Annotated in this window: 22 protein-coding genes; 15 read left to right on the top strand and 7 right to left on the bottom strand. The window is 44.5% G+C overall.

Annotation, left to right across the window (positions count from 1 at the left end):
• From VMW01_07860 to VMW01_07870, 3 genes are all read left to right on the top strand, one after another.
• Positions 1–342 (top strand): aldehyde dehydrogenase family protein (locus tag VMW01_07860; GenBank protein ID HUW06162.1); only part of this gene is annotated, 342 nt, incomplete at its 5' end.
• A 60-nt stretch (positions 343–402) separates the two neighbouring features.
• The gene (locus VMW01_07865) at positions 403–1044 is read left to right on the top strand and encodes a LysE family transporter (GenBank protein ID HUW06163.1); all 642 of its coding nucleotides are present in this window, start codon (positions 403–405) and stop codon (positions 1042–1044) included.
• A 44-nt stretch (positions 1045–1088) separates the two neighbouring features.
• Positions 1089–2861, top strand: coding sequence for a response regulator (locus VMW01_07870; protein HUW06164.1), 1773 nt, complete (start codon positions 1089–1091; stop codon positions 2859–2861).
• Between the two features lie 154 nt (positions 2862–3015).
• Here the strand turns inward: VMW01_07870 and VMW01_07875 are convergent, their stop codons facing one another.
• The 3 genes from VMW01_07875 to VMW01_07885 form a co-directional block, all read right to left on the bottom strand.
• Positions 3016–5052, bottom strand: coding sequence for a cytochrome c biogenesis protein CcdA (locus VMW01_07875; protein ID HUW06165.1), 2037 nt, complete (start codon positions 5050–5052; stop codon positions 3016–3018).
• Positions 5053–5142: 90 nt separating this feature from the next.
• Positions 5143–6699 carry an Rne/Rng family ribonuclease gene (locus tag VMW01_07880; GenBank protein ID HUW06166.1) on the bottom strand — a complete coding sequence of 519 codons (1557 nt, stop codon included), beginning with the start codon at positions 6697–6699 and terminating at the stop codon, positions 5143–5145.
• Between the two features lie 256 nt (positions 6700–6955).
• A complete protein-coding gene (locus VMW01_07885; GenBank protein ID HUW06167.1) occupies positions 6956–7243 on the bottom strand; it encodes an HU family DNA-binding protein in 288 nt (95 codons plus the stop codon).
• Between the two features lie 130 nt (positions 7244–7373).
• Here VMW01_07885 and mutY point away from each other — a divergent pair, with 130 nt between their 5' ends.
• The 6 genes from mutY (at position 7374) to VMW01_07915 (ending at position 12372) form a co-directional block, all read left to right on the top strand.
• Positions 7374–8441 carry an A/G-specific adenine glycosylase gene (gene mutY, locus VMW01_07890; protein HUW06168.1) on the top strand — a complete coding sequence of 356 codons (1068 nt, stop codon included), beginning with the start codon at positions 7374–7376 and terminating at the stop codon, positions 8439–8441.
• 61 nt (positions 8442–8502) lie between these two features.
• Positions 8503–8934: a single-stranded DNA-binding protein gene (ssb, locus tag VMW01_07895; GenBank protein HUW06169.1), complete on the top strand. Its 432-nt coding sequence runs from the start codon at positions 8503–8505 to the stop codon at positions 8932–8934.
• Between the two features lie 140 nt (positions 8935–9074).
• Positions 9075–10433 carry a gliding motility-associated protein GldE gene (gene gldE / locus VMW01_07900; GenBank protein HUW06170.1) on the top strand — a complete coding sequence of 453 codons (1359 nt, stop codon included), beginning with the start codon at positions 9075–9077 and terminating at the stop codon, positions 10431–10433.
• Complete coding sequence (gene gldD / locus VMW01_07905) at positions 10405–10989, top strand: gliding motility lipoprotein GldD (protein ID HUW06171.1); 585 nt, start codon at positions 10405–10407, stop codon at positions 10987–10989. The genes gldE and gldD overlap by 29 nt, the downstream gene beginning before the upstream one ends.
• Before the next feature lie 2 nt (positions 10990–10991).
• Positions 10992–11624: a 4'-phosphopantetheinyl transferase superfamily protein gene (locus VMW01_07910; GenBank protein HUW06172.1), complete on the top strand. Its 633-nt coding sequence runs from the start codon at positions 10992–10994 to the stop codon at positions 11622–11624.
• Between the two features lie 10 nt (positions 11625–11634).
• On the top strand, positions 11635–12372 hold the full coding sequence (locus tag VMW01_07915) for a geranylgeranylglyceryl/heptaprenylglyceryl phosphate synthase (GenBank protein HUW06173.1): 738 nt from the start codon (positions 11635–11637) through the stop codon (positions 12370–12372).
• A 61-nt stretch (positions 12373–12433) separates the two neighbouring features.
• Here VMW01_07915 and VMW01_07920 read toward each other — a convergent pair whose 3' ends face one another.
• The 3 genes from VMW01_07920 to VMW01_07930 all read right to left on the bottom strand — a co-directional run bounded on the left by VMW01_07920 (position 12434) and on the right by VMW01_07930 (position 16641).
• Positions 12434–14098 carry an alkaline phosphatase family protein gene (locus VMW01_07920; GenBank protein ID HUW06174.1) on the bottom strand — a complete coding sequence of 555 codons (1665 nt, stop codon included), beginning with the start codon at positions 14096–14098 and terminating at the stop codon, positions 12434–12436.
• A 55-nt stretch (positions 14099–14153) separates the two neighbouring features.
• On the bottom strand, positions 14154–15851 hold the full coding sequence (locus VMW01_07925) for a M14 family zinc carboxypeptidase (protein HUW06175.1): 1698 nt from the start codon (positions 15849–15851) through the stop codon (positions 14154–14156).
• 568 nt (positions 15852–16419) lie between these two features.
• Complete coding sequence (locus VMW01_07930) at positions 16420–16641, bottom strand: hypothetical protein (GenBank protein ID HUW06176.1); 222 nt, start codon at positions 16639–16641, stop codon at positions 16420–16422.
• 176 nt (positions 16642–16817) lie between these two features.
• Here VMW01_07930 and VMW01_07935 point away from each other — a divergent pair, with 176 nt between their 5' ends.
• Entirely contained in the window at positions 16818–17327 is a 510-nt protein-coding gene (locus VMW01_07935) for a hypothetical protein (GenBank protein ID HUW06177.1), read from the top strand.
• 221 nt (positions 17328–17548) lie between these two features.
• On the opposite strand, the gene ychF is transcribed toward VMW01_07935, so the two are convergent.
• Complete coding sequence (ychF, locus tag VMW01_07940; protein HUW06178.1) at positions 17549–18649, bottom strand: redox-regulated ATPase YchF; 1101 nt, start codon at positions 18647–18649, stop codon at positions 17549–17551.
• Positions 18650–18843: 194 nt separating this feature from the next.
• Here ychF and VMW01_07945 point away from each other — a divergent pair, with 194 nt between their 5' ends.
• Genes VMW01_07945 through VMW01_07965 form a run of 5 tightly spaced genes read left to right on the top strand, consistent with a single transcriptional unit; the run spans position 18844 to position 22220 of the window.
• A complete protein-coding gene (locus VMW01_07945; GenBank protein HUW06179.1) occupies positions 18844–19689 on the top strand; it encodes a transketolase in 846 nt (281 codons plus the stop codon).
• A 56-nt stretch (positions 19690–19745) separates the two neighbouring features.
• Entirely contained in the window at positions 19746–20144 is a 399-nt protein-coding gene (locus tag VMW01_07950; protein ID HUW06180.1) for a methylglyoxal synthase, read from the top strand.
• A gap of 39 nt (positions 20145–20183) precedes the next feature.
• On the top strand, positions 20184–21143 hold the full coding sequence (locus VMW01_07955; protein ID HUW06181.1) for a transketolase family protein: 960 nt from the start codon (positions 20184–20186) through the stop codon (positions 21141–21143).
• Positions 21144–21159: 16 nt separating this feature from the next.
• Positions 21160–21708, top strand: a complete 549-nt coding sequence (locus VMW01_07960; GenBank protein ID HUW06182.1) for an RNA polymerase sigma factor — start codon at positions 21160–21162, stop codon at positions 21706–21708.
• 47 nt (positions 21709–21755) lie between these two features.
• On the top strand, positions 21756–22220 hold the full coding sequence (locus tag VMW01_07965; GenBank protein ID HUW06183.1) for a hypothetical protein: 465 nt from the start codon (positions 21756–21758) through the stop codon (positions 22218–22220).
• The last annotated feature ends 4 nt before the right edge of the window (positions 22221–22224 follow it).

Consider the following 22224-nt stretch of genomic DNA (forward strand, 5'->3'; position numbering starts at 1 on the left):
GTGCTTTCAGGTACCACACCCTCCATGAAAGTGTGCTCCTTAGAGGTGTTTGGTCCAGTGGTTACCATTGAACGCTTTGGCCAGTTTGATGAAGCGGTGGCGGCAATAAATAGTTCCTCGTATGGTTTGCAGGCAGGGGTATTTACAAATAATATTAATGAGATGAATCATGCATTCAGAGACTTAAATGTAGGTGGAGTAATCATAAACGATGTTCCCACTTTTAGGGTCGACCATATGCCATACGGTGGGACTAAGGATTCTGGGATGGGGCGAGAAGGGGTTAAATACGCCATGCATGATATGCTTGAACCTCGGCTGCTGGTTAAAAACATTTGCTAACTTTGCATTTCTTGTTACGTGAACCCAGAAACTCTTTGTTTCTGATGAATTTTGGCAAAAATGAGTTTTGTTTTACTGATTAAGGGAATAATTGTTGGATTATTTGTTTCTATTCCCCTTGGCCCTATAGGTGTTCTTTGTATACAGAGAACAATTAATAAAGGACGACTCTCGGGGTTTCTTTCGGGACTTGGTGCGGCAACTGCCGATACTATTTTCGCCACCATTGCAGGTTTTAGCTTAACCTTTGTTATTAACTTTGTTGAGGAAAAGCAGTTTGTTTTCCAGCTAACAGGTGGTATTATTGTAATGTTGTTGGGAATTAAAATTTTCTATACCGATCCTATCCGTCAGCTCAAGCGTCACCGTAAGAAAAAAAGTAGTTTACTTGAAGATTACCTTTCAGTATTATTCCTTACCATCACAAATCCGCTTGCCATTTTTTTGTTTGTCGCACTGTTTGCAACGATGGGTCTGGTTTCTGACGGTGAAAGCATATTCTATGCGGGAATAATGCTTAGCGGTGTTTTCTTTGGTGCGGGACTTTGGTGGTTTACTCTGAGCACTCTTATTAATGTTTTTAGAGCTCGTTTTAGATTGAAACAGTTGTGGTGGATTAACAAGATATCAGGTGGCGTTATTTTTCTTTTAGGATTAATTGCCGCAACTGATACTCTATTTCCATTTTTTACTAACTTGTAGTGGCGTTTGGATTGATGTAAAGCCCGATAAAAAGATATTGAAATATGCCTAATTCAAACCTGTTGTTCAAGATTTTTCAGTTTAATCTTTCGGAAAGAATGCCGGAAGAAGCAAAACGTAAGGCCTCCATTCTCAATCTGGTTGGGTTTGTTTCGTTGATTCTTTATACTGTATATGGTATTGTGGGTTTAGTCGCCGACAATACTGTTGTGGTGATCAGCTCGTTTGCTGGATTCTTGATCACATTGGTGGTTCTACTGATTCTTCTTCGTGCTGGTAAAATTACTCTGGCTGCTTACTTCTTGTCATTTGCCATTTTTATGACTGGCCTTGCAATGGCCTATGTAGGAGTAGCAGACCAATATGCTGTTGCAATTAGTTACTTGTTGCCGATCTTAACTATTTTTGCCTTTACTTCTGGTACTGCGCTTGCGATTAACTTCCTCTACTTGCTTTTGTTTTCAGTTCTGCTCTATGTCCCCATGTTCGACAGAGTGGTAGAGTATAGTTCCGTGTTCAAAATAAGTTTCATTGCTTCTTTTGTTGCAATATCACTGTTTTATTATGTGTTCGATTATTTTAGAATCTGGGCAATGACCTCCGTAGAAAAGCAAGTGCTTTTAGAGCGAAATATTAATAAACGGAAAGACGAATTCATTTCTACCCTGTCACACCAAATACGAACTCCCCTCAATAACATTATGGTTATTGCCAACTTGGTAGATAGCTCAACGGAAGATGAAAAGTTGAAGGATTTAATAGATACCATCCATGCATCCACAAACAACCTGGTGAACGTGGTTAATAGTATGGTGGAGGTTTCCAACATTGACCTTTCGGAAAGAGACAGCTTTACCATTAACTTTAACCTTGGTGCCACAGTGGCAAATACCATAAAGTTGTTTGCTCACCAGTACTCCAATAACGTTCAGTTTAACCTGAAGATCGATGAAATTATTCCAGGACTAATAGGGGGTGAGCCAGTTAAGATAAAGCAGATATTTCTGAACATTATTGAGAGTCTGATAAAAACAAAAAGTAGCAGCCGAATTAAGATTGACATTTTGGTTAAAAAGAGTAGTGAAACGGCTGATAAGGTTGATCTATTATTTGAACTCAAAAGCAATAGCCCCATATTTATTCCTGCGGGTGATGGTAAAAACCAGCTGATTACAAGTGATCTTGTTGGAAATGCTATTGGAAGCCAGGTGCTTGTTGACGTTCTAGACCTAAAGATTACGCAACGACTCATTGAGCGAAATGGAGGGAAACTGACCATCGTTCTTAATACCGATTCATCTACTTTCTCCTTCCCATATTCATTCAATAAGGTCAACGATCCAATGGCACCGCTGAAAGAAGTTGTCGAGAATCCGACTGAAAGCACAGACTTCTCTGTTAGCACAGCTTATGTACCTCTGCGGAAAATCGATTTGTTAGATGCAAACGTTTTGTTGGTTGAAGATAATTTGATTAACCAGAAGATTGTTATTCTGAGTCTTAAGAAAATTGTGAAGAATATTGAAATTGCCAACAATGGTAAGGAGGCACTCGATAGATTTGGAACGAGCCGTTTCGATATAATTCTCATGGATATCCAAATGCCCATTATGAATGGTATCGTAACCACCAGAAAAATTAGGGAAATTGAAGCCTCAACTAACACCCATACACCCATAATTGCCATTACAGCCAATGCCCTTCAGGGCGATCGTGAGGAGTGTATTGCCGCAGGTATGGATGATTACCTTAGCAAGCCTTTCCAAATTGAGGTTCTGATACAAAAGATGAAACGGCTATTAACTGGAACTAACTAGCTTGCAATAATCCAATCCAACAGATATGTAAAGAGAAGAATTCTTATTGCGGACGAACTAGTTAAAAACCATTTGACATAGGAATAAAAAGAGATCCCCGGAAGTAATCCGGGGATCTCTTTTTGATTATGCTGAGAAGAAGTTGCAGGTTGTATTACTTTCCCGCACTGTGCTTCGTTTCGTAAATCTTTTTTCCATTATCCAAAAACTGAATAAAGTTGTCGATGCTGAGATCATAGGCATGAGGATCACCGAGTGGTTTCTCATCTTGATCGGTAATGATGTAGTAGGGTTGTCCGTTTAATCCGAACTTAGCCACTTGGATATCCTTGTTTTTTTCTCCTAGCGTTGTTTTTAATTGACCGTCGAGATTTGATTTATATTGTTCTGAATCAGGCAACTTTGCTGGTTCGTCAACATACAGGGCAACAACCACAAAGTTGTCGCGAAGCCGCTGAATAATTCTAGGGTCGGAGAGCACTTGCCCCTCCATCTTTTTGCATTCACGGCAGGTGTGGCCAACGAAATCAATGAAAAGGGGTTTGTTTGCCAATCTAGCGGCTGCCAAAGCTTCGTCGTAGTCGAAGTAGCCTTGTAATCCAAATGGTAAATGAAGAATATCAGAATACTTGGCGGTAATTTTGGGTTCAGTGTTATTGGCTCCTGTTGCGGTTGGAGAGGCTTGCTTTTCGTAAAATGCTGCGTTTTCACCTTCGTTTGGAAGCAACCCCGAGAGTGTCTTTAACGGTGCACCAAAGAGTCCGGGGATTAGGTAAATAACAAAGGAAAAGGTGAGTATTGCAAGCATGAGCCGGAAGAACCCAACGTGCTTAACCTCGCTATCCAGCTTAAATTTAATCTTACCAAGAAGGTAAAGCCCAAGCATGCTGAAAATTGCAATCCAGAGGCTCAGGAAAATCTCCCTTGTAAGGATGTTCCAGTGGTAAACGCTATCGATTACCAAGAAGAACTGGAGTGAGAAGGCAAGCAAAATGAAGCCCATAACCACCTTAACGGCATTGAGCCAACCTCCCGATTTTGGTAAGTTCTTGAGCAGAGAGGGAAATGCTGCCAGAACAACAAATGGGAGAGCGAATGCCGCGGAAAAGCTCAACATTCCAATAATGGGGCGGAGCGAAACTCCAGTAGCTGATTGAACCAGTAGTGCACCTACAAAAGGTCCTACACACGACAAGCTGACGATCACTGTGGTGAGCCCAAGGAAGAACGAACCAATGAGACCGCCTTTTTCTGCCTTGCTATCTGCCTTTGAGGCAAGTGAGCCGGGAAGTACAATTTCGAAAACGCCAAAGAGCGAAGCAGCAAATACTAAGAAAAGCACGCCAAAGATGAGGTTGGTAATCCAACTAGAAGTGATCTGGTTGGTAATATCACTACCAACTCCTGGTAACGATACGATTACGCCAAGAAGTGTGTATGTCAATATTATGGAGAAGCCAAACACTGCAGCATTGAGAATTGAACTCGCCTTCGACGTTTGCTTGCTCATAAAGAAGGAAACTGTCATGGGAATCATTGGGAATACACAAGGTGTTAGAAGTGCTCCAAATCCAGTAAGAATGGCAAGTAAAATAAATCCACCCATCGATTTGGTCTCTTTGGAAGTTGGCTTAGCTGCCATTACCACTGTCTTGGCTGTATCTGCTTTCACTTCAGCAACAGCCGTTTTGGTGGTGGTGTCAGCGGTGGTGCTGCTGGAAGCAACTGCTGCCTTATTCTCCGGAAGGGCAATGGAGAAATTTTGCTCACTATACATGCAGGTGCCCTCCTTGCATGTTTGGTAGGCGATGTTCCCCTCCACGGTTTTAGCGTTTCCAACTTTTATTTTCTGGGTAAATTCGGCTTTTCCAGTGAAGTATTTAACGTTTAATTTGAATACGTCATCGTAAACCACGGTGGGCGCTGGGGTAAAGTTCATTTTCCCCACAAACTTATAACCATCCTTGTTCTTAAATGTGAAGACGGTCGATTGTGGCCCTCCCTCAGGAAGGTCAAGCCCATACATGTGCCATTCCCTGTCGATGTTGGCAGTAAAGTGAAGCACAACGTCTCCATTAGACACTGATTCGGCCGAGAATTTCCATTTCACATTGTTCTGCACCTGAGCCGTGCCAACTAGGCTGGTGAATAGTCCTGCAATGGTAAGTAGATAAAATGCAGCTCTTTTCATATTTGGATGATTGATTTTGTGAGAAGACAAATGTAATAAAAAACAAAAAAACCGAGCCATTGTGGCTCGGTTCATCAACTGTTTTGTAAATTAATAGGTTAGCTCATCGCCATGTCTGTCGAAAATGTGATATTCCAAGAAGGCATAGGCCGTAGCTGGCTTTACCTTTAGAATACAACGGTATTTTAGCGACCAACGAAGCCTTTTGGGGAAGAATCCTCTGTTGAGGAAAGAGGCAACGTAAGGATGAACTTTGAGCGTTAGAATAGCTTGTTTCTTATCTCGGGCAAGGTAAGCTACCTGGTTTTCAATCTCGGTATCGAGCAGAATGCTTGGTCCAATCTCGCCACTACCGTTACAGGTGGGGCACTTTTCTTGAGTGTGGATGTGCATTTCTGGTCGAACCCGTTGCCGGGTAATCTGCATTAACCCAAATTTTGATAAGGGTAGAATGTTGTGCTTTGCCCGGTCTTTGGCCATTGCCTCTCGCATTCGGTCGAAAACCATCTGCTTGTTATCCGGGTTGTGCATGTCGATAAAGTCGACAACGATAATCCCTCCCATATCCCTAAGACGAAGCTGTCGGGCAATTTCATCGGCAGCCGATAGATTAACCTCCATCGCGTTCGTTTCTTGATCGCTAGAGGCCTTGCTACGGTTACCGCTGTTAACGTCTATTACGTGAAGTGCTTCGGTGTGCTCTATAATAAGATATGCCCCACTTTTAAAGGAGACAGTTTTCCCAAAGAGCGCTTTAATCTGTTTCTCAATGCCAAATTGTTCGAAAATTGGCACGCCTCCAGCATAAAATTTCACAATTTTCTCCTTCTCGGGAGCAATTGTGGCAATGTAGCTGCGGATGTCGTGAAAAATTGCCTCGTCGTTTATCCAAATGTTGCTAAACGACACCGTCAGTAAATCACGCAGAATGGTGGAGGTTCTGTCGAGCTCGCTCACTAGGAGCGTAGGAATATTATTTGTTCGAAGCTTTTCAAAGGCGCTTTCCCACTTCTTAATAAGACCACGAAGTTCGGCGTCGAGCACTGCAACCTTCTTCCCCTCTGCTGCTGTGCGTACGATTACCCCATAGCCATCAGGCATGATGCTTTGCATCAACCTTTTTAGTCTTTTCTTCTCCTCCAGTGAGGAGATTTTTTGTGAAATGGAAATTTTGTCTGAAAACGGAATGAGCACGATATTTCTACCGGCAATTGAAATTTCCGAACCGAGCCTTGGTCCCTTGGTGGAGATGGGTTCTTTAGCAATTTGAACCATTACCACCTGTCCAGAAGTGAGGACGTCGGTGATTTTTCCGTTTTTGTCTAGATCTTTTTCCGGTTTAAAACTTGCAATGCCAATGGGTTTACCTTTCCTCGAAAGATGAATGTTTACATACTTTACGAGGGTTTTAAACTGTGGCCCAAGATCTAGGTAGTGGAGAAATGCGTCTTTTTCGTAACCAACGTCAACAAAAGCAGCATTTAGTCCAGGCATAATCTTTTTAACCTTGCCTAGGTAAATGTCACCGACAGAGAACTGCAGGTTGCTCTTTTCCTTATTGAGTTCCAGCAGTTGCTTGTCTTCCAGAAGGGCTATGGCAATATCGGAGGGAGTTACGTTAATAATTAGATCGTTACTCGCAGCCATAAACTTTTGTTGGAAGGTTTAAATTATTGGATGTGCTACAATAGATTAAACCTAAAGAATCGAGGACTCTTTAGGTTTAATCCATGATTAGAATATAGGCGTTAAAAGCCTATGAAGACTAACGGTTTTTCTTTTTGTGGCGATTTTTACGGAGGCGTTTCTTCCGTTTGTGTGTCGCCATTTTATGTCTCTTCCTTTTTTTTCCGCAAGGCATGACACGTAGGTGTTTAGAAGTTAATAATAAATTTTTTCAGCACTACTTTTTTACATGACTCTTAACCTTAGAGACAAAGCTCTTTGCGGGTTTGAAGGATGGGATGAAGTGCTCAGGAATGATGATGGTAGTGTTTTTGGAAATGTTCCTTGCAGTTTTTTGGGCTCTTTTCTTTACGATAAAGCTGCCAAAGCCACGCAAGTAGACATTTTTTTCTTTCACAAGAGAATCCTTGATTGACTCCATGAAAGCTTCTACCGCCTTCTGTACCGTTATCTTTTCGATACCGGTATTCTTCGAGATCTCGTTTACAATATCTGCCTTAGTCATTTTTAAAAACCTTTAATTATCAATGTTTTAAAAACTTCTTGAGTTTCGGATTGCAAATATAAATGAATTAATCCTATTTAAGAAATTCATAACCATTATTTTTGATTTCCTTTATGAAGAATTTTATGACATGGTGTTTGGTAAGGCTCTGATTGATTGGTATCACACACATAAGCGTGATTTACCGTGGCGGCACACCCGTAACCCCTACTTTATTTGGATATCAGAGATTATTTTGCAGCAAACCCGCGTACAGCAGGGCTACAGCTACTACCTTCGCTTTGTTGAGGCATTTCCAACAATTGAGGATTTAGCCAACGCTCCACTCGAAAGAGTCCTTAAAGTATGGCAGGGGTTAGGGTATTACACCCGTGCCCGGAATATTCACCAGACGGCTAAAAGCATTGTTTCCGATTTTGATGGTCGATTGCCCGAATCGTATGATGCCCTAATAAAACTCAAGGGGATTGGCGACTATACCGCTGCAGCCATTGCCTCCTTTGCATTTGATGAACCGGTTGCGGCCATCGATGGGAATGTATACCGTATATATAGCCGCATCTTTGGCATTTATGCACCGGTGGACAAGGGCGATGGAAAGCGCGCACTACGGCAAATTGCTTCAGATGAGCTCGACAGGGAAACCCCAGCATTATTTAACCAAGCAATCATGGACTTGGGTGGACAGATTTGCCTACCAAAGAATCCGCTTTGCGAGGAATGTCCTGTAAATGCTATGTGTTATGCATATAAAAGTAAGGAGACTCCCAATTTGCCAGTCAAGTCGGTAAAGGTAAAGGTGCGTGACCGTTTTTTTTACTATATTATAGTAATGCGTGGCAGTAGCACCTTTATTCGGCAAAGGGATCAAAAGGATATATGGCACAGCTTGTTTGAATTTCCACTGGTGGAGGTGAACCGGAGGTTGTCGCTTGAGGAACTACCGCTAACTGCTGAATGGCTCGATATATGTGGTGCTGGTAGCGTGGAAATTGCATACATCTCGAACGAGGTGAAGCACGTGCTCAGCCACCAACACCTTTACACGCGGTTTTTTGTGGTTCGTGTCGATCGGCCTTCATATTTTTTAAAACAAAAATATATGGAGATTTCGTCTTCAACCTTGCATAACTATTCAACTCCAAGGCTCATTGACAACTTTTTGGCGGCCGAACCATTGGAGAAATATTGCAAGTGAAATTGACTTTGAAATAAAAATGTTGTAATTTGAGAACCGTAACCACTTAATTCATAAAACGATGTCGTTAAACAAAGTAATGCTGATTGGAAATGTAGGGAAAGACCCTGACGTTAAAAGTGCTAACGGCACACCGGTTGCCAATTTCCCGCTGGCAACAACCGAAGTTTTTTCTTCGAAGAACGGACAACGTCAAGAGCACACCGAGTGGCACAATATTGTGGTATGGCGCCGCTTAGCTGAAATTGTTGAAAAGTACGTAAAGAAAGGAACCCCGCTCTTTATTGAGGGACGCATTCGCAACCGCTCCTACGAAGGTAAGGATGGTGTTAAACGCTACATTACAGAGATCTTAGCCGATAACATTAAACTACTTGGTAAGAAAGATGGCTCCAGTGCTCCAACCGGAGAATACGCATCCAATATGCCGGAGACCAAGGTTAGTGACCTACAGGAGGCACCATTGGCCGATGCCGATGATTTGCCTTTTTAGTCGTTATTAATCGTTAATTAAGCTTAAGGGAGCAGCTTCTTGCGCAGCAATGGAGGATGATTTTGCTGATCAAGTGGCTGATCCCTTTATTTTTTCGCCATAAAAGACTAATTTTATGGCCCGAACCAAACTGTTTTATTTTGGAAGCAAGTATTCCTCCCTCCGCAGTGACCTTTGCATATGTCAATATTTTTCTGCCTCTCTCAAGCTCTTCAATTCTTGGGCTGGCGCTTCTGGTGGTTCTTCTAATATTATCGGCACTATTTTCCGGTTCTGAATCAGCCTTCTTTTCGCTGAGCACTGCCGACATTGCCAAGCTGCGTAAGGCTAAGTCGGGTAGATCAATAATGGCATTAAAGCTGCTGTCTGAGCCAAATATGCTTCTTAGCACCATTCTAATCGCCAACAACTTGGTGAATGTTGGTATTGTTGTGTTGAGCACCTTTATTACCTCCTCCATGTTTAATTTTTCCGAAGCGCCAGTGCTTGGATACTTTATTCAGGTGGTGCTGGTTGCCTTTCTTATTCTGCTGGTTGGTGAAATTCTCCCCAAGGTATACTCTACTCATAAGCCTACTGGAATGGCTAGCCTCATGGCGCATCCACTGTTTGTTTTGCAGAAGATATTTAAACCATTTGGGATAATGCTCATCTTTTTGGCTACTAGGGTTAATAGACACTTCAGCTTACAGCGAACAAACCTTTCCATTAACGACCTTTCGGAGGCAATAGACATCACGGTTACACCGAACCCGGAGGATAGAAAGATATTGAAGGGTATAGTAAAACTTGCCAACATTCAGGCCCGCGACATAATGTGTCCCAGGATGGACGTTGAGGCAGTGGACTACGAGACACCCTTTTCGATGGTCCTCAAGGTGGTGCTCGATACTGGCTATTCTAGAATACCTGTATATGCTGATTCGTTTGATAATGTAAAGGGGATTCTTTACGTGAAAGACCTGCTACCGCATCTACAGAAGGACGACAAATTCCGTTGGCAGCACCTTATGCGCAAACCCTATTTTGTTCCGGAACATAAAAAAACCAACGACCTACTTGAGGAGTTTCAGATACGAAAGAACCACATGGCTATTGTAGTTGATGAGTTTGGTGGAACCTGCGGTATTGTTACTTTGGAGGATATTCTTGAGGAAATTGTGGGTGAAATTTCTGACGAATCGGATCAGGAGGAGATTCTCTATCAGAAGTTGGACGAGAATTTATACCTGTTTGAGGGAAAAATATTGCTGAATGATTTTTGCAAAATTTTTAACGAAAGCGTTGATTCACTTGACGAGGTTCGTGGCGAAGCCGATACGCTAGCCGGGTTGATTTTGGAGATCAAGGGCGAAATGCCTCGGAAAAATGACACCCTGACTTTCGGTAGATTTGAATTTAGGATAGAATTAGTGGATAGCCGTAGAATTAAGAAAATTAGAGTAGTTGCTAAACCGAGGAACGTTAACTATGATCAAAATCAAGAGGTGGCTGACTAGCTGTATTGCACTTGGATTATTGGTTTCTTGCAGTCAGAACTATACGCCCAAGCCAAGAGGGTATTTTCGAATTGGTTTTCCGGAGAAGAGTTACCGTTCATTCGATTCGACTTCATTTCCATTTGCCTTCGACTATCCTGTATATTCAAAAATTACTCCCGATCCGGAACGGTTGTCACAGAAGTATTGGATAAACGTTGTTACGCCATCGTTGAAGGCAACAATTCATATCAGCTATCTACCATTGAGTAAGGATAAGCTGAGCGCCCTGCTCGAGGACTCCCATACGCTGCTTTACAAGCAATCGGTTAAGGCCGATGCCATCGATGAAAGCCGAATATCCATGCCTGAGCGAAAGGTTTATGGCTTGCTTTACGATGTTAAAGGTAATGCAGCCTCACCTGTACAATTTTACCTTACCGATAGCCTTCACCACTTTTTGAGAGGTGCTCTGTACTTCTACACCGTTCCCAATCAAGATTCGCTGGCTCCCGTGGTCGCTTTCGAAAGGGAGGATGTGCTTAAGCTCATTGATTCGTTTCACTGGAAAAAGTAGCCATGCCGTTGCTGCTGCAAGAGAATGTTCGCGCCAACACCATGCTCTGGGTTTGGAAGGTTGAGGAAGGAGAATCCTTCTTCATGAACCAGCTAAGCTTAAGCAGCCACGAACTTTCACGGTTGAACAGTTACACCCATGCACCGCGCAGGCTGGAATGGCTAGCTTCCCGATTGCTCGTTAAGTTGGGGTTAGGTGAAAATGGTCAAGTGAAATACACGGACGACGGTAAACCCCTTTTGGTTGGGGTGGACGGTCATATTAGCATTAGCCATTCTCATGCGTTGGTTGGCTTACTTTTCTCCACGAAGAACTCTGTGGGTTTGGATATTGAGCGGGTTTCATCTCGTCCGGCAAAAATTACTCGACGGTTTATGCAGGAGCAGGAGGTTGCTCTCTTAGAAAACGATATTAGGGGTGCCGCCATTACTCGGGCATGGTGTTCCAAGGAGGCTCTTTTTAAGGTGTTGGGAAAGAACTGCTATACATTTAAGGAGGACTTTGTTCTTGCTGAAAAATTGTTTGCAAACTCTACTTCAACCACCTTCTTTGTGCGACCATTTAACGGTAACCAATTGGTGTCGTTTCTTGATGTTGAGGATTACTGTATTGCCTATTCTGTAATGCATTCTTAAACTAGCAAGATTGAAAGTATTCCATCAAATAGCAGAAAAGACCGGTAGGCAACCACAAATTGCCCTGCTCATCGACCCAGACAAGCATACGCCCACTTCAGCCGCGGCTGCTGCAGCCGTTGCAACTGCAGCAGGAGTGGACTTTATAATGGTTGGCGGCAGCTATGTTTCTGCCGATGCCAACGATGTTGTATCTGCCATAAAAGAGTCTACTCAGTTAGCGGTGGTGCTTTTTCCTGGCAGTCCGTTGCAGCTGTCGGCCAGCGCCGATGCCATCTTTCTACTGTCGCTCATCTCTGGGCGAAATCCAGAATACCTCATTGGAAACCACGTTCTAGCTGCAGGTTACATTAAAAAGTTGGGCGTTGAGGTAATTCCGGTTGGCTACATTCTTGTGGATGGTGGGGTTGTTTCGAGCGTGCAGTATGTGAGCAACACCATGCCCATTCCTGCCAGCAAGCCCGATTTGGTGGTTGCTACAGCAATGGCTGGTGAAATGCTGGGATTAAAGATGATTTATTTAGAGGCAGGTAGTGGTGCAACACAACCAGTTCCGGCAGAGGTGATTGCTGCTACCAGAAGTTCGGTGAGCATTCCTATTATTGTAGGTGGTGGCTTACGCTCCAACGAAAGCGTTACTGCTGCCTTAAAAGCAGGAGCCGATGTGGTTGTGGTTGGAACTGCGGTTGAGGATGATCTCAACACTGTTGGTCGGCTGGTGAGCCTTGTGAAAAATTTCCGTCGTTAGATTTTTTTTGACTATAATTAAGAAAGGTTCGGCATCTGCCAGACCTTTCTTTTATGTGATGCTATTGGAATAGCTCTTCCAACGGTTTGCCCGTAGCCGCATTGGGCCAGGAGATATCAATTAGCGTGGCAGTGGTTGGGGCCACGTCGGCAATATCTATTGGCGTTAGGATGGTCTTCCGCTTAATCTTCCATCCATAGAATATAAGAGGCACATGAGCGTCGTAGCTGTAGGGGCTGCTGGCCGCTGTTGGCTTCTCAGTCCTCTCCACCCATCCAGGTTCGAGAAAGAAGATAACGTCGCCAGAGCGCTTGTCGTTAAAGCTGTTTTGCATCTTGTAGAAATTACCTTGGCTAAAGGCCGCGTTTACCATGGTAGATGCTGTAGCAGCTCCTGCCACTCCGGTGAACTGTACCATAAAGTCGCGAACCTTGTCCTGAAAATCCGACAGCTTAAGATTGCTGTCCTCAATGAGGTTACGGTTGAGGTAAATTTGTTTTTGGTCATAGGCCTTTACCCAATCACCCTTTCCGTAGGTTACGGAGAGATAGCTGCGCAGCAGAGCCATCGCTGCTTTTGGCTCAAAAAAGCCACTTGGAATTCTCACCGACGAGAGGTTGCCCGGCGTATCGGGTGTCCCGTGGTCGGAGGTAAGAATAATTAGCACATTCTCCTTCCCTATATTCTCACTTAGGAACGACATAAAGTGCCCTAATTCGTTGTCGAGGCGGTAGTAAGCATCTTCCAACTCTACGGAGTTGGTGCCATACTTCTGGCAAATATCACCAGTGGATGAAAATACGATGGTGAGCAGGTCGGTGCTGGAGTCCTTGCCGAGATTCTCGTTTATAATGGTGTTTACAGCAAAGTCTTTGGTGTAGGTGTTGCCAAACGGAGTGGAGGCTAGTAGGGCGTAATTTGGCTCCTTCTGCTTATCCTTAAATAGCGATTGCAGGATCATCATCGGCGATTTGCGCTTTTCTTCCAGCTCGTCCTTCTTGGTTGTGTCGATGGCTGACATTAGGTGTGCCTGGTAGCTGCCCAATGCAAGAAGTGTTTCCCACGATTGTGCTACATAGGTGTCGGCCAACTTTTTCTTGTTAAACTCCTTAACCCAGTTGGGTAGGTCTTCCATATAGTAGCTGCTGGTCATCCATGTTCCACTGTATGGGTTTAGCCAGTATGCTGCATCGCCCGAGTGACCGGCTGCAAGTGTAGCCGATTGCGGATCAAGGGAGATGGCGATAACTTTCGACTTAGGGTCCCACAGCTTAAGTGCATCGCCTAGGGTGCTGGCCATCATATTTCGAGGGGAGTAGGAGCCATACATGTCGTCGCCACCAACACCGCGGTAGCGCTTGTCCGCTGTGGCTTCCACCATCTCTTCGGAATTGCGCGAAAACCACTGGTCGGAAACAATACCGTGCGTAGCCGGTTGCGCCCCGGTTTCGAGGGTGGCTATGCCGGGAGCCGATTGGGTGAGCAGGTAGTTGTAGCGGGCATTCTTGCAAAAAGTGCCCTCGTTGACCAGCACCTTGAAGCCATCCTCTGAGAAGTTGCTCCAATACCGGTGAATGAAATCGTAGCGCATTTGGCTAACCACAATTTGAACGATTAGTTTCGGCTTATCAGGAGGGAGTGCTCTGCCGTTTTGAGAAAAGGTGTTGAGTGAAATGGTAAACAGCAAAATTGCTGTGGAGATAAGTTGCTTTGAGATAAATTTCATTGTACGATTAGTGTATGCAATGGCCTAAAAGGTCAGGTGAGAGGTTTATTTGAAATTAATTTATGATGACAGGAATCTTGGCTGAATACCGAATGCCATTAATCGTAAGCGAGACAAGGTAGATACCCGCAGCCAACGAATTTCCACTCGACACGCACTGCTCCAGCGGCCATTGGTTTACCCCCGGTTGTATACTTACCGTGTTGCTTCCCAATAATTTTCCGCTTATGCTGTAAATGTTAAGTTGCCCTGTGGTGAACTTATTTGTGGTGAACATAACGGTGGTGCCATTGCTACCTAAATTTGCTGATAACTTGTTTTGGCTGCTATCGTTATTGCCAATGGTGGAGGTGCTTTTAGTTAGCACTATGTTTTGCTCCACGCGGTCGGTGATGCTGTTGATGGTGATACTCTTTTGATAGGTGTCGTATCCGGTGGCCGAGTACGTGAAGGTGTAGGTTCCCGGATAAATTAAACGGTAGTATGTTCCGGTGGTCGAATCGCTCCATACGTTGGAGCTGTCCTTGTCGTGCGAGGCAACTATAATATCGGCCATTACGGCTTCACCATCTGCATTCTTAACTGTTCCATAAACTCCTGTAAGAACTTGGTTCATGTAGGAGAAGAACGATCGTTTTAGATAGTTCCAGTAGTTTGGTAACAGATCAGAACTAAGCAATTTGGTTGATGAAATTTCGATGGTTACTTCCCTCCCATGATGGAAGACGGTCATGTAGTCCTGCCTACCACCAGTAATGGGATACCAGTCGGCACCTTGAGTAATTCCAGAGAGATCAACGTCGGTAAAGTAGTTCGCTGGCCCATAGGCCTTTGCAAGGTTGGTAAATTGCTGGCTAACGGCTATAAACCATTGTCTGTCGGGGTGCTGACGCTGTGAGGCTGTGTAGTAATCCCAAGGGTAATTAACCACCTCCGAACCTCCGTGGAAGTTTGCCGAAAGCACAATCCTATTTTGGTTGGCGAAGTTCATCATGGCTTGGTTTTCCAAGGTATAGCTTTTACTATCGGGGTGGCTGCCAACCCAAGGATCGGGGAAATTTCGGTTTGGGTCGATTCCACTTCCGTTGGATCGGGTTGCACCTAGAACGGTGGAGTTTCCTCCATAGTAAGTTCCATCTGGGTTGGCGTCGGGATTGATGAACACAATGGCGTTATCGAGCAGGTTGGTAACGCCGCTCGCTTGCCCATAGGTGCTGAGCAGCGAGTCCATGAGGTGAAGCATGAGCACGTAGCCGGTGGTTTCGTCGCCATGCATGGTGCTGGTTAGGAGAACGGCAGGTTTCCCATCGCTTTGGGCAACATTTGCCGAGATTTTAGCCATATATATTTTTCTCCCGTTGGCGGTGGTTCCAATGCTGTCGAGCTTGCAAAGGGTAGGGTAGGTGGCCTCAAAATGCTTCATCATGGCGCGATAAACCTCATAGGTGGGGTAGCGGTCCCAGTTGGCCATTTGGTCGGTGGTGGTGGCCATGGTAATGGAGCGGGTATTGAGCAGCGAGGGACGGGTGAGTTTTGTGTAGGTGTAGCCCAAAGCAGCAAACTTCTGCATCTCCGTAGGTGACGCATAGGCCCAAACCTGTTTGTTGCTAACCCTATCGATGGAGATTATGCGGGTGAGTTTCTGCAGTTCGCTTTTCGACTGAATGGTAAAGGTGAAGTAGTATTCAGGAACTTGCTGTGCAAATGAGGAAAGGGATAACAGAAGCAGAATGGCGGTAAAAAATCGCATCATGGCATTTGCATTTTAAGGAGGTAAATATACAAAAGAAATAGAGTGCATTGTGTAAGATATTTCCTTTGTGTTCCTTCGTGTTTTTGTGGCCACAGGGCGAAAGAAATCGATGTTTATAAGGGATAGAACGGTATGCAGTCAATAGGAAAGTTTATTCCTCTCTTCATCCATCAATTGTTTTGTTAGGCATCAATCCTTAGGTTGGGACTAGTTCGTGCAGAGGTGGTTGGAGAGCAACAACTCCTCTTTACTCTTGAAATATGTTAGTTTGTGGGGAACGCACCAAAACTGATTTTACACAAATTGGTCAGGGAAAAATTCTGTAGATATCTTTTCTGTGAACTACACGGGCAAACTCAACTGTGGCGTGTTCAATAAAAAGGCCAATTCTGTAGTCGCCAATTCTAATCCTGTATACGTTTTTATATCCTTTTCAACTTCTTTAGGTTTGTAATATCGGTTAACCTTGTTGCCCGCTCTACTTCTGCGATAGCATTAATAACATCTACCTTTGCCGAAGTGGTTAACTTGCCGATATCCCTGTTAAAGCTGGTAAGGAATTCAACTTTTATTTACCAAGACATTTCATTACAGTTTCCCTCGAAACCTTTTCATTTCGATCCACATTTTTCATCATTTCAATGAGTCCCAACTCTTCCTTCTCTTCATCAGTAAGGATTGCGGAGGCAATATTCATGCGACGAAGAATTTCTTTGATTAGGTCGAGCTCTTCCTTGTTCTTTGGGGTTATAATGATGGAGTTCATGGCTTTTGGTGCTTTAATGATCATAGGAAATATACAAACTTTTGGCCTACCAGCGGGGTGACATGTTTGGTTCCAAGGGTTCGGTTCTGACTTATATGCAGAACGGAAGCGTTATCATCGGTCAAAAAGTTTTTTACTATATTTACGCTAGCACTTGGTTCTTGCTTGTGTTCTAATACGTTTCTTAATAATAATCGCCTATGAGACTCATACTAGCTGGCATATTGCTTTTTGTTGCCAATTCTGTATTGGCGCAAAATAGGGAATCGCTCATTGTTGCCACCGACAGGCTCACGGACAGCCTATGCGTATTAGATTCCATCGATGGCAGTCGAATGCTGCAGGTTTTTCAGGTCAAATGCGATACCAACGATTTTGTATTTATGGGAATGCTGGTGCTGCCATCTTCAAAAAAAATTGTCAGCCTATTTTCGGAACGCAACTCTTCTGAACATCTTACCCGATACTACTACTACGATTTTGTTACAAAGCGCCTTTACGTTACGCCATATTTCAGTGAAGCCGAAGTGCCTAGTTTCTTTTCGCTCGATGTGGCTAAGCAGGAGCTGTTTTACGTCTCGATTCACCGCAAGGAGCCTGGAACTTTTCTGAAAAAGAGTGTTTCCGTGGCCAGCTGTGACAATGCCATTAGCTATAAGAAATTCGAGGCAAGGTATAAACCCATCAAGAGGATCGCGGTACCGAGATAGGCGTTAACCGGGCTGAATGTGTTTATGTAGGAGCGATAGTTTTAATAGTTACAAGTGACAGAAAAGTGACGAGTAACGAAAAAATCGGAAGACAGGAGACCGAAGTTTTGCGGCTGCCATCTACCTCTTTAATCCCTCTGTGTAACTCAGTGAAAACACGGTGTAACTCTGTGTAGCTAGGAATCAGGAATCAAATCCTATTCCCCTAACAACCTAAACTCCTATACGTTGAACCTAAAGTGCATAATGTCACCATCCTGCACCACGTATTCCTTGCCTTCAATGCCAATTTTACCGGCATCGCGGCATGCAGCTTCAGAGCCAAGGGTGGTATAGTCGGTATATTTAATCACCTCTGCCCTAATAAAGCCACGCTCAAAGTCGGTGTGAATAATGCCTGCTGCCTGTGGAGCCTTGGTGCCACGGGTAAAGGTCCACGCCCTTGTTTCGTCGGGTCCGGTGGTGAAGTAGGTTTGTAGGTCTAGTAGCTTGTAGGCAGAGTGGATGAGCCTTGCAACGCCGGACTCCTCCAACCCAATTTCCTGTAAAAACATCTGTCGCTCCTCAAAGGTCTCCAGCTCGGCAATGTCGGCTTCGGTGGCGGCGGCAATAATGAGCATCTGTGCGTTTTCCTCCTCAATGGCCGACCTCACAGCATCTACATACTTGTTGCCTTTTAGAACGGAGCCTTCGTCAACGTTGCAAACGTATAGCACGGGCTTATCGGTAAGCAGCATGAGGTCGCTCACGAGCTTGCGGTCCTCCTTTTCGAGCTCAAGCACGCGGGCCGATTTGCCCTCCTGCAGCAGCTGCTTGTAGTGCATCAGAATATCGAGCACCCGCTTGGCGTTCTTGTCGCCTCCGGTTTTGGCCTGCTTTTCCACCTTGGCAATGCGGTTTTCCACCGTTTCGAGGTCCTTCAGCTGCAGCTCCATGTCGATAACCTCCTTGTCACGCAGCGGGTTGATGGTGCCATCGACGTGGGTGATATTGTCGTTGTCGAAGCAGCGAAGCACGTGGATAATGGCATCGGTTTCGCGGATGTTGGCCAAAAACTTGTTGCCCAAACCTTCGCCCTTGCTGGCTCCCTTCACCAACCCGGCAATGTCCACAATTTCCACCGTAGTAGGAATAATACGTGCGGGCTTGTCGATGGCAGCCAGCTTGTTGAGCCGCTCATCGGGAACGGTGATCACTCCCAGGTTTGGCTCAATGGTGCAGAACGGAAAGTTTGCAGCCTGAGCACGCGCATTCGAAAGACAGTTAAAAAGTGTGGACTTGCCCACGTTGGGAAGCCCTACTATACCACATTGAAGTCCCATTTTCGTATCAATATTTTCAGGAGCGCAAAGTTAGTTGAAAAAATGATAGTGAATAGATTAGCTTTTAAGATGGTTGTAGAAAACCGATTTTTTTCTGTGGGATTCGCTGGAAAAGAGCTAATTTTACAACCAAATTTTTCTAAGCTGGGAGAATTACTGCCGGCTTTATTTATGGTTTAACATTTTCTACATTAATGGAAGACGTAGATAAGCTCAAAAAAATTGCATCTCAAGTTCGACGCGACATTGTTCGTATGGTACATGCTCAGGCTTCGGGACATCCCGGTGGGTCATTAGGTTGTGCCGATTTTATGGTTGCTCTTTACTTCAAGGTAATGAAGCACGATCCGAAGCATTTTGACCTCGACGGAAAAAATCAGGACCTGTTTTTCCTTTCCAACGGTCACATTTCGCCACTATGGTATAGCGTACTGGCACGCTCTGGTTACTTCGAAACGCGTGAACTTTCAACATTTCGACAAATAAACTCTAGGTTGCAGGGACATCCAACCACCGCAGAGCACCTTCCCGGTATTCGCATTGCTTCGGGTTCGCTTGGTCAGGGTCTTAGCGTGGCATGTGGTGCAGCATTGGCAAAGAAGATAAATGGCGACAAGAAGCTGGTATTCTCACTCCACGGCGATGGCGAATTGCAGGAGGGTCAGATTTGGGAGGCCATGATGTTTGCCGCTCACAACAAGATAGACAACCTCATTTCCACTGTTGACTACAACGGAAAGCAAATTGATGGCCCTGTGGATAAGGTGCTATCTCTGGGTGACCTTAAGGCCAAATGGCTTGCCTTTGGCTGGGATGTGGTTGAGATGAACGGCAACGATATGGTAGACGTGCTCCGTGGCCTTAACGAGGCTAAGGTGAGAACAGGTAAGGGTAAACCGGTGGTAATCCTCATGAAAACGGAGATGGGAAATGGTGTCGACTTTATGATGGGCACGCACAAGTGGCATGGCAAGGCACCCAACGATGAGCAGCTGGCCAAGGCTTTGGAGCAACTTCCCGAAACTATCGGTGATTATTAGAGATTTTCTTTTGAGAGAATGGTTGTCATTATGGTAACCACAAAAAACTTATTGAGATGAAAAATATTGTTGTTATTGCCCACGATGGGAAAAAGAACGATTTGGTTCAGTTCTTGAGCGAACGACGTGATTGGATTCAGGGGGTAAATCTCCTTGCCACGGGTCGTACGGCGGAGTTTGTGGAGGCTCAGGGCATCACAGTTAAGCATTTAAGTCCAGGTCTTTCGGGAGGATATATCCAAATTACCGACATGATTAATAACGGTGAGGTAGATATTGTGATCTTTTTCCGTGACCACAAGCTATACCAGCCACACCACGAGGATATTCGTAACTTGCTGGAGGCTTGCAACGTGAATAACATTCCGCTTGCCACCAACTATGCTAGTGCCGAACTTCTCATTCTTGGCCTGATTAAAAAGGAGGCCTCCGAGAGGTTGAAGAGCAAGGAGTAGTTGATTACTCCACCATGTTTTGATGAAAAAAAATTACTGATGAAAAAATACGTTTCTACTGGATTAAAGGAGACAAGGGTTGGGTTTGGTGATGCGCTCACAGAGCTCGGGAAGACCAACCCAAATGTGGTGGGTCTCTGCGCCGACCTTATTGGTTCACTCAAAATGGAGGGGTTTATTGAGCACTGCCCTGAACGCTTTGTGCAGGTGGGTATTGCCGAGGCCAACATGATAGGTCTAGCTGCCGGGATGACTATTGGTGGTAAAATTCCATTTGCAGCAGGCTTTGCCAACTTTGTAACGGGAAGGGTTTACGACCAGATTCGTCAGAGCGTTGCCTACTCAAACAAAAATGTGAAGATTGTTGGTTCCCATGCGGGAATTACCCTTGGTGAAGATGGGGCAACCCACCAGATATTGGAAGACCTAGGAATGATGAAGATGCTGCCAAACATGGTAGTGATCAATACCTGCGATTACAACCAGACGAAGGCAGCAACGCTTGCCATGGCAGAATATAAAGGGCCTGTTTATCTTCGTTTTGGCAGGCCAGCTGTTCCCAACTTTACTCCAGAAGATCAGGAGTTTGAAATTGGTAAGGCAGTGTTGCTAACCGAGGGCGAGGATGTTACCATTTTTGCAACTGGGCATCTGGTGTGGAAAGCTCTTGAGGCTGCAGAAATTCTTGCTGAGGATGAGATATCGGTGGAAGTTATCAATATTCACACCATTAAACCTCTTGATGAGAAGGCAGTGCTTCGCTCAGTTGGAAAAACTAGAGCGGTAGTTACAGCGGAGGAGCACATGATGAATGGTGGCCTAGGCGATAGCATTGCGCAGGTTCTTGGCCGTAAGCTTCCAACACCCATTGAAATGGTTGCGATTGATGATGTGTTTGGTGAAAGTGGAAAGCCGGAGGAGCTCATGGAGAAGTATCACCTCGACACCCCAACAATTGTTGAAGCAGTGAAGCGTGTGCTAAAAAGAAAAAAACAGTAATACTCGCATCCGTTTGATGACCGAATATTCCGATGCAAATATTGTAGAACTCTTTAAGAAGGGTGAAAGCAAGGAGAATGCTTTCACCCTTCTTGTGCAAAAGTATCAGGAGAGGCTTTACTGGCATATTCGGAGAATGGTGGCTGACCACGACGATGCAGACGACATTCTGCAGAACACATTTTTAAAGGTATGGAGCGGATTAAATGGATTTAGGGAGGATTCTCAACTTTATACTTGGCTCTACCGCATAGCAACCAACGAGGCGTTGACATTTTTGAAAAAGAAGCGATCGAACATCTTTTCTCCAATTGACAACATGGAGTATCAGCTGGGAAATTCGCTCGAATCTGATGTGTATTTCGATGGGGATGAGTTACAATTAAAACTACAGAAAGCAATTCTAAGGCTGCCGGACAAGCAGCGGTTGGTTTTCAATATGAAGTATTACGAGAATATAAAGTACGAGGCAATGTCCGAAGTTCTAAAAACTTCTGTTGGTGCGCTTAAGGCATCGTATCACCATGCTGTAAAAAAGATTGAGAAATTTATGGCTGAGGATTAAACTATTAGTCAAGCCGGTTATCATAACAACAAAAGATTTACAGTGCAATGAAAAAGCGTTTTAGCGGAGAAGAGGAGTTAGAAAAGGTGGTGGAAGGTTTTCCCAAAGGCAACCCTTATAAGGTTCCGGAAGGATACTTCAACGAGTTTCCGCGTAGGTTGAAGGAACAACTTAGCCAACCTTCTTTTATTGAAGTAACCCACAGGCCAAGCAGAAGATTTATTTACACTCAGCTGGCCTATGCTGCGGGTTTTGCCCTACTTATAAGCCTTGGATACCTTGGTTTACGAATGATGGAGCCCACTAAAGTGACCCAGCCTGTTGCGAAGGTTACTGCTGTTAGGGAAAATGGAGTGTACATCGATTTTGATGAAGCATCGCTGATCGATGCGCTTCAGAATGATCATAATCAAGTTAAAACTACCGTTACCGACAACGCAACCAAGGATGCCATGATTCAATACCTCGTTGAGGATAATGTGGACTACACTACGCTTGTTGAAAAGTATTAAATCC

Source organism: Williamwhitmania sp., assembly GCA_035529935.1.
GTDB lineage: Bacteria > Bacteroidota > Bacteroidia > Bacteroidales > Williamwhitmaniaceae > Williamwhitmania.